The organism is Natrinema sp. CGMCC1.2065 (assembly GCF_051225675.1).
GTDB classification, from domain to species: Archaea; Halobacteriota; Halobacteria; order Halobacteriales; family Natrialbaceae; genus Natrinema; species Natrinema thermotolerans.
The window spans coordinates 1-7,520 of record NZ_JBPJSJ010000035.1 but is presented as its reverse complement, the minus strand read 5'-3'; the positions used below and the strand labels follow the sequence as shown (position 1 = coordinate 7,520).

The window sequence follows — 7,520 nt, the reverse complement described above, 5'->3', positions numbered from 1 at the left end:
GGCGAGCGCATCCTCGAGCGCCCGGGCCCGGCTCGCGGCGTCCTCGAGGGCGGCCCCCATCGCCTCGAGGTCGGCGTCGGCCGCGGCGTGTTGCCAGCGCAGTCCCCACCCCTCGGGGATCTCGACCGAGAGCAGGTCGGTCATGCCGACCAGTTCCTCGGCGCGCTCGCCGCGCAGCGCCGCCGAGACGCCGCTGCGATCCTGCGAGAGCGTACAGAGCCCGCCAGCGACCTCGAGAGTCGGTTCCACGAGCGGACGGTCGTCGTCCCACGACGGCGCAGGCTCGCTGACCTGCACGCGATAGCGGTCGCCCGCGTCGACGTAGCCGTCGACGGCGTCGTACGCGAGGTAGCCCCGCCGGCCCTCGCCCAGATCGACGACCGCGCCGTCCCCGCCGCCGGCCTCGAGGACCTCGGCGTCGAAGACCGCGCCGCGGGGGACGTCGCTCTCCCAGCGGAAGGCGTCGATCGCCAGCGCCTCGAGGGCCGCCGCGACCGTCGGGACGGCGTCGGGTTCGCCCGAGATCTCGACGCCCTGTCGGTCCCGGGTCGTCTCGACCGTCACGTCGGCGGGCGCGGTCTCGAACGAGCCCTCGAAGCGCTCCCGGATCGGGTCGGACGCCTGCACGACCTCGTGGTCGCCCTCGCGCAGGAGTCGGGTGACTGCCGTCGTGTAGATCCCCCGCACTCGAGCCCGCGTCATTGGAGCGTCTCGCGGTCGGCCGCGAACCGCACTCGGTCGTGGATCGTCGGCCCCAGGGAGAGTTCGACCGAACCGTCCTCGAGGAGCCGCCCCCCTTCGACGTAGACGCCCCAGGTATCGAACCGGAGCCAGCCCCGCATCTCGTCGCCGTGGGTCGTGATGTCGGCGTAATCGACCGCGTGTTCCGGATACGCCGAACTCGAGTGGGCCATGTCCATATCGGAGTAGACGGTGTCGTGGTCGTCGAAGAACGCCTCGAGCGCCGCCGCGTCGTCCGCGACGGCCTCGACGACCGCCTCGGAGGCTGCCCGGAGGTCGTCGGTCTCGAGGCCGACGTCCCGGAGCGCCCGCTGGGTTCGCTGGTCGAAGTGCATGGGCGTCGGTTCGGACGGGAGGCCTTTGTGGATTCCGAGTCCGAGCGATCGGCGTTTTCGGGACCCGGCACGTCGGACTGGCCAGGACAGGTCATCGTTCTGACGACGGGGAGAGACAATGCTGGCAGGGGTTCCGATCGAGGCAACCGACCGATACCTGCTCGTTCGTACACCCTTTCCCCATCCATTAGTAATTATTTGTAGTGAATTTTCATCCGGGAAGAATGATACACCATCACTGGAAAATAAATATCCGAGCGCGACGGACCCAGACCGTATGTTCAGGATCGATGATTTTATTGTGTAAGTATTGCCAGGGTGGGTATGGCGATCACACTCAGGCAGCTCTACGATCGATATCGATCCGTTCCGATCATCTACCGCATCGGCGTCGCGTTCGTCCTCGGCTCGCTCGTCGGCCTGACGGTCGGCGAACCGGCAACGCGGCTCGAGCCGCTCGGTGATCTCTTCGTCCGACTGCTCCAGATGATCGTGATTCCGATCATCGTCTTCACGCTGCTTATGGGTGCCAGACGGCTCTCGCCGTCGAACCTCGGGAAGATCGGCGGGCAGGTCGTCGCGCTGTATCTGGTCACGACCGCGATCGCGATCGGCATCGGGCTGTTCGTCGCGAACCTGATCAATCCCGGGACCGGGCTCGAGGTGGCCGACGCGACCGTCGAGACCAAAGAGGCCCCCGACATCGTCGAGGTGTTCATGAACATCGTGCCGACGAACCCGGTCGGGGCGATGGCCGCGGGCGACGTTCTCCCGACGATTTTCTTCACGATCGTGTTCGGGCTCGCGCTGGCCTATCTGCAAGACGAGTACGACGTCAGCTCGGCCGTTCACGAGGGTGCCGAAACGGTGTTCGAACTCGCGGAAACCGGCGCGGAAGCGATGTTCAAGATCGTCTGGGGCGTCATGGAGTACGGCGTGATCGGCGTCTTCGCCCTGATGGCGACGACGTTCGGGAACGCCGGAGTCGACGCGATCGCCCCGTTTGCCAAGCTCATCGGCGCGCTCGCGATCGCGGTCGGCCTCCACATCGGCGTCACCTACCTGCTGATCATCCAGTGGGGACTGCTCCGGGAATCACCGCTGGATTTCCTCCGGGGCAGCAAGGAAGCGATGGTAACCGCGCTCTCGATCCGCTCGTCCAGCGGAACGCTGCCGGTCACGATGAACGACGCCGACGAGAACTTCGGCGTCGACGAGGAGGTCTACAGCTTCTCGCTGCCGCTGGGCGCGACGATCAACATGGACGGGACGGCGATGTATCAGGGCGTCGCGGCGGTCTTCGCCGCCAACATGGTCGGACAGACCCTGACCGTCGGCGAACAGCTCACCGTCGTCGCGACGGCGCTCCTCGCGAGCGTCGGCACCGCCGGCGTCCCCGGGAGCGGCCTGATCATGCTCACCATGGTCCTCACGCAACTCGGCCTCCCGCTCGAGGTCGTCGGAATGGTGGCGGGCGTCGATCCGATCCTCGACCGCCTGCGGACGATGAACAACGTGACCGGCGACTTGGCAGTCACGACGCTCGTCGCCGGTTGGAACGACAAGATCGACCGCGCGGCCACCGTCTGGTCGGAGACGGACGTCCCGGACTCGACGCCGGGCACGACCGACGACTGAGGCAGCCGTCGGGACACTGGACGACGGGACGCCGCCGGTTGCCGAACCTATACCCGGCCGGCAGCCATACCGTCGCTCATGCAACGCAGGCGAGACCCGGTCGAACGCGCCGAGGAGCGGTCCGGAGACGGGTCACTCGACCTCTACGATGTCTCGACGTGGAACCCGCGATCCGTCCCGGATCTGATCGCGTATACACTCTACAACGCGGTCAGCTACGGGTTTCGGGCGATCGTGTTGCTAACCGCGATCGTGATCACTCTCTCCTTGCTCGTCTCGCCGGCCGCGCTCGTCGTCGAGGACCCGTATCTCGCGGGCTTTTTCGCGCTTTCGCTCGTCCCCGCGGGACTGCTCGCGGCGTATATCTGGTACGCCGATATCACGACGGCGGAACCGCTACGGCTGCTCGTCGCGACCTTTCTGCTGGCGATTCTGTTCGCGACGTTCGCCGCAGTCGTAAACTCAGTGACGCGGCCGCTGTTCGGCGTCGGGGCCGTCGGGAGCCTCCTCTTTTTCTACCTGATCGTCGGCCCCGTCGAGGAGACGGTCAAACTGCTCGCCGTAAAGGTCTTCGCCTACCGGAGCAGCAGTTTCGACGCCGTGATCGACGGCGCGGTCTACGGTGCCGTGGCGGGACTCGGCTTCGCGGCCATCGAGAACGCGATCTACATCGGCCGGGTCGTCGGCGAGGCGGAACCCGAGGCCAGCCTCCTCGCGACGGCGGGCGGGATCGCGACCGTCCGGGCGCTGGCCGGCCCCGGCCACGTCATCTACTCGGCGATCGCGGGCTACTACCTCGGGCTGGCGAAGTTCAACCGCGAGTACGCCGGTCCGATCGTCCTCAAAGGGCTTCTCGTCGCCGCGTTCGTCCACGGCACGTACAACGTGACCGTCGGCATCGTGCCCGGGCAGGTGGCCAGCGCGCTCCCGATCGGCTACGGGGTCGCCTTCGTCGGCTACGTCGTGTGCTACGATCTGGCGGTCGGCTACTACCTCTACCGAAAGCTCGCACGCTACCGCCGGACCTACCAGACCGTCACGAGCGACGGCGTCGGCGACTCGCGGCCGGAACTGACCGAGTTCGACCCGCCCCAGCGCTGACCGGGCCGGGGCGGGGCGACGAGAACCGTCTCGAGAGCCCCGCTCAGTCGAACCGCGCTTCCAGCAGCCGTTCGACGTACTTCGCGAGGACGTCGACCTCGAGATGGACGGGATCGCCGGGCTCCTTCTCAGCAAGCGTCGTCAGGTCGTAGGTCGTCGGGATGATCGCGACGGTGACCCGGCCGCGTTCCTCGTCCAGGTCCGCGACGGTCAGGCTGATGCCATCGAGCGTGATCGACCCCTTCTCGACGACGTATCGGTCGAAAGCCGCCGGGAGGTCGAATTCGAAGAACCAGTCCTCTTCGACGGATTCGATATCGGTGACGGTGGCGACCGCGTCGACGTGCCCCTGGACGACGTGGCCGTCGAACCGGCCGTCGGCCGGCATCGCCCGCTCGAGGTTGACCGTCTCACCGGTCTCGAGGTCGCCCAGATAGGTCCGCTCGACCGTTTCGGTCGCGAGGAAGACCTCGAACCACTCGCGCTCGCGGAACTCTTCGACGGTGAGACACGCGCCGCTGACGCTGATGCTCTGGCCGTGTTCGAGCCCTGTCGCGACCTCATCGGCACCGATCCGGAGCCGGAGGCCGTCGTCGGTGTGTTCTCGTGCGACGATCTCGCCGGTCTCCTCGACGATCCCCGTGAACATAGCCGCAACTGACGGGCGACGCGTCAAAGCCGTTCCGGGTCCGCCTCGAAGGCGTCGTCGGCGGAAACGGTCCGGACCCCGGTGAACTCGAAGCGCGCGCCGCCGGCCGCGCTTTCGGTCACGTCGATCCCCCAGTCGTGGGCCCGTGCGATCTCGCGGACGATGTTCAGCCCCAGCCCCGTCCCGTTCTCGCCGGTCGTCCACCCCGGCTCGAGGACGCGGTCGCGGTCGGCGGGCGGGATGCCCGGCCCGTCGTCGGCCACGGCGAACCCCCCTTCCGAGAGCGCGACCGTGACCGTGACGTCCGGACCGCCGTGTTCCACCGCGTTGCGAAAGAGGTTCTCGAACAGGTTGCGGATCCGACTCGAGTCGGCATAGAGGAGGCCGTCGGATTCGACCCGCAGCGTCGCATCGGCGGTCGCCACGCAGTCCCAGCAGTCGGCGACGATCGTATCGAACTCGAGCGACTCCACGTCGTCGACCTCGTACCCGTCCCGGACCATCGTCAACACGTCGTCGACGATCCCTTCCATCCGGTCGAGGGCGGCTGCGATCTCGTCGCCATGGGTGGCCACGACACCGGTCCGCTCGCCCTCGAGCAGTCCCTGGGCGACGTTGAGCGGGTTCCGGAGGTCGTGGGCTACGACGCTCGCGAACTCGTCCAACCGCTCGTTCTGGCGCTCGAGGTCCCGCTGGTAGGCCAGCCGGTTGAGCGCGATTTCGGCGTTGACCGCCAGCACCGACGCGAGTTCCTCGTCGGACGGATCGAACGCCCCGACGGCGGGATCGACGACGCTGACCACGCCGTGGTCGCCCATCGGGTGGTACATCGCGGATCGCGCGTCGCCGCGGTCGTACCCGTCCTCGAGGGCCCGAACGTCATCGAACCGGAGCGACTCGCCGCTGTCGTAGACGCGACTGACCGGAGCCGACCCGTCGATCGGGTACATCGGACGGTCGCCCATCTCCGTTTCGGCCCCGTCGGTCACAGCGGCCGGCCGCAATCGGTCGTCGTCGGCGAGCCGGACGACGTTGTACTCGTAGCCGAGGATCGTCCGCGCGGCGTCGGCGACGAGGGCGGCGATCTCCTCGCGGTCGTCGGCGGCGATCAGCCGCCGCGTCGCCGCGTGCAGCGCCCGGAGCTGTCGCTGGTACTCCTTCCGATCGGTCACGTCGCGGAAGACGCCCGCGATCAGCCGGCGGTCGTACAGGTCGAAGACGTGGGCGTTGATCTCGACCGGGATCCGCTCGCCGCCGCTGGTCTCGACGTAGATATCGGAGCCGTCCGGGAACGCGTGTAAGATCGACCGGTCGGAACAGGGGCTGGCGACGTACTCCTCGAAGAGCGCCCGATAGCGGTCGGCCTCCCCGGAGGGGTGGAGGACGGTCTGTGGCCGCCCCACGAGGTCGCACGGTTCGTACCCGAGCAGGTCACCGGCCCGTCGATTCACCTCGATTATCTCGCCCGTCGCCGCGTCCGCGACGACGACCGGGTCGGGGACCGCCTCGAGGATCGTCTGGTACTTCGCGCGGAGCGTTTCCCGGTCGCGAACGTCCCGCACGGCGGCCATGACCTCGCGTCGGCCGCCGCTCCCGATCGGGCTCAGACTGATGTCGAGCGGGATCTCCGAGCCGTCCTTCCGCCGCCCCGAGAGGTCCAGTCCGGCACCCATCTGGCGGGTCTCGGGATCCGCGATGTAGGCGTCGCGCTCGGCGACGTGGCCGTCTCGATCGGCCTCGGGGACGAGGATCTCGATCGGCTCGCCGACGAGTTCGTCCGGGTCGTAGCCGAACAGATCGGTGACGCGAGCGTTCGCGTAGGTGATCCGCCCGTCGCGGTCGACGACGATGATCGCGTCGGGCGAGGCTTCGCAGATCGCTTCGTATCGCTGTCGCGGGTCCTGATCCATGAGTGGCGGTCGGTCTCGGAGCCGATACTGACATGTCGATTCCCGACTGGTTTCAACCTTTTAGTAAATGATCTGTGACGTTCGCGGCAAACGAAACCGCCCGAAGGGAGGCGACCGCAGCGATCGACGACCGCGTCGTCCCGTCGCCGCGTTTTTAGCGGTCGCCGCGCTACCGTGTATCGATGGCCGGTATCATCGAGACGATCAAGTTCGCGGGCACGCTCGTTCTCGCCCTGCCCGCAGCGCTCGCCGGGCTCGACCTGCTGTTGCTCCGCGGCCAGACCGCGTTCGGCGTCGCGCTGATCGGGCTCGCCGTCGGCCTCGTAGTCGTCCAACACTGGCTGACGACGCCGACCGACGTGCCCGAACTGCTGGCCGAGCGGGTCGTCGGGACGGTCGCGAAAGAACCCGACTCCGAGACCGACGACGAGCCGTAGGACCGCATCGGGACCTCGGTCGGTCAGTCGAGCAGCGACGCGGGCGACAGCGACTGAGACGGGGCGGCGAGCCACTCGGGCCGCTCGCCCTCGTCGGAGACGACCAGCACGTCGGCGATCCGGATCCGACTGTCCGGACCGACCTGCCCGGCCACGTCGAGTCGGACCACGGCGCCGGGACCGACCTCGTCGCCGCCCGCGAGGGGACGCTCGCGGGGCTCGAGTCCCACGCCGGCGACCTCGGTCGCGACCGTCTGCTCGGTATCGAACCCGAACGACCGGACTTCGGCCTCGAGGTCGGCTTCGACGGCGGTCACCGACTCCGGGCCGGCGGTCAGCATCGACCGCGCCGAGCGAAACGACTGCGTGACGGCGACGTGGACCCGACGTTCCCGGCCACCGTCGCCGTCGACGACCAGCGTCCGAACGAGGCCGCCGTAGTAGCCCGCCGGCTCCCGTGGCGCGGTCGCGATGACGATCGGCTCGCCGGGTCGGAGCGGCTCGTCGGGGTCGCGACTCGAGTCCGGATCGACTGCGGTATTGCCGGCCGGAAACCCGCCCGCACCGACGATCGCCTCGTCGATGGCGGTCCGCAGGTGGGTGGCCGTCAGCGGCTCTGACTCGACCTCGTCGCCGCCGTTCTCGCCCGCTGCGAGCCGGCCGTCGACGACCGCCGACTCGGCCAGCAGCGACGCCGCCTGCCGAATCC

Annotated in this window: 7 protein-coding genes and 1 pseudogene; 3 read left to right on the top strand and 5 right to left on the bottom strand. The window is 68.2% G+C overall.

Annotation, left to right across the window (positions count from 1 at the left end; translation table 11 throughout):
* Both ACSBP4_RS19425 and ACSBP4_RS19420 read right to left on the bottom strand, forming a co-directional pair.
* Positions 1 to 702 (bottom strand): annotated as a pseudogene (locus ACSBP4_RS19425) (RNA-binding protein); the annotation flags it as partial.
* Complete coding sequence (locus ACSBP4_RS19420) at positions 699 to 1,076, bottom strand: DUF7532 family protein (protein WP_435553185.1); 378 nt, start codon at positions 1,074 to 1,076, stop codon at positions 699 to 701. The pseudogene ACSBP4_RS19425 and the gene ACSBP4_RS19420, both read right to left, overlap by 4 nt.
* Positions 1,077 to 1,400: 324 nt before the next feature.
* Here ACSBP4_RS19420 and ACSBP4_RS19415 point away from each other — a divergent pair, with 324 nt between their 5' ends.
* Positions 1,401 to 2,714 carry a dicarboxylate/amino acid:cation symporter gene (locus ACSBP4_RS19415; protein WP_435553184.1) on the top strand — a complete coding sequence of 438 codons (1,314 nt, stop codon included), beginning with the start codon at positions 1,401 to 1,403 and terminating at the stop codon, positions 2,712 to 2,714.
* A gap of 78 nt (positions 2,715 to 2,792) precedes the next feature.
* Complete coding sequence (locus tag ACSBP4_RS19410; RefSeq protein WP_006647970.1) at positions 2,793 to 3,815, top strand: PrsW family intramembrane metalloprotease; 1,023 nt, start codon at positions 2,793 to 2,795, stop codon at positions 3,813 to 3,815.
* 43 nt (positions 3,816 to 3,858) lie between these two features.
* Here ACSBP4_RS19410 and ACSBP4_RS19405 read toward each other — a convergent pair whose 3' ends face one another.
* Together ACSBP4_RS19405 and ACSBP4_RS19400 are read right to left on the bottom strand one after the other, a co-directional pair.
* Positions 3,859 to 4,464: a riboflavin synthase gene (locus ACSBP4_RS19405; protein WP_435553183.1), complete on the bottom strand. Its 606-nt coding sequence runs from the start codon at positions 4,462 to 4,464 to the stop codon at positions 3,859 to 3,861.
* Between the two features lie 23 nt (positions 4,465 to 4,487).
* Entirely contained in the window at positions 4,488 to 6,374 is a 1,887-nt protein-coding gene (locus ACSBP4_RS19400; protein WP_435553182.1) for a PAS domain-containing sensor histidine kinase, read from the bottom strand.
* Between the two features lie 182 nt (positions 6,375 to 6,556).
* Here ACSBP4_RS19400 and ACSBP4_RS19395 point away from each other — a divergent pair, with 182 nt between their 5' ends.
* On the top strand, positions 6,557 to 6,811 hold the full coding sequence (locus ACSBP4_RS19395; RefSeq protein ID WP_049965697.1) for a DUF7533 family protein: 255 nt from the start codon (positions 6,557 to 6,559) through the stop codon (positions 6,809 to 6,811).
* 23 nt (positions 6,812 to 6,834) lie between these two features.
* Here ACSBP4_RS19395 and ACSBP4_RS19390 read toward each other — a convergent pair.
* Positions 6,835 to 7,520, bottom strand: a 686-nt coding sequence (locus tag ACSBP4_RS19390; protein ID WP_435553181.1) for a M24 family metallopeptidase, incomplete at its 5' end; no start/stop codon positions are given.

What these genes read in the sequence shown, in the direction of transcription:
- ACSBP4_RS19400 (WP_435553182.1), bottom strand. Translation starts at nt 6,374, where the DNA reads ATGGATCAGGACCCGCGACAGCGATACGAAGCGATCTGCGAAGCCTCG.
- ACSBP4_RS19410 (WP_006647970.1), top strand. Translation starts at nt 2,793, where the DNA reads ATGCAACGCAGGCGAGACCCGGTCGAACGCGCCGAGGAGCGGTCCGGA.
- ACSBP4_RS19395 (WP_049965697.1), top strand. Translation starts at nt 6,557, where the DNA reads ATGGCCGGTATCATCGAGACGATCAAGTTCGCGGGCACGCTCGTTCTC.
- ACSBP4_RS19420 (WP_435553185.1), bottom strand. Translation starts at nt 1,076, where the DNA reads ATGCACTTCGACCAGCGAACCCAGCGGGCGCTCCGGGACGTCGGCCTC.
- ACSBP4_RS19405 (WP_435553183.1), bottom strand. Translation starts at nt 4,464, where the DNA reads ATGTTCACGGGGATCGTCGAGGAGACCGGCGAGATCGTCGCACGAGAA.
- ACSBP4_RS19415 (WP_435553184.1), top strand. Translation starts at nt 1,401, where the DNA reads ATGGCGATCACACTCAGGCAGCTCTACGATCGATATCGATCCGTTCCG.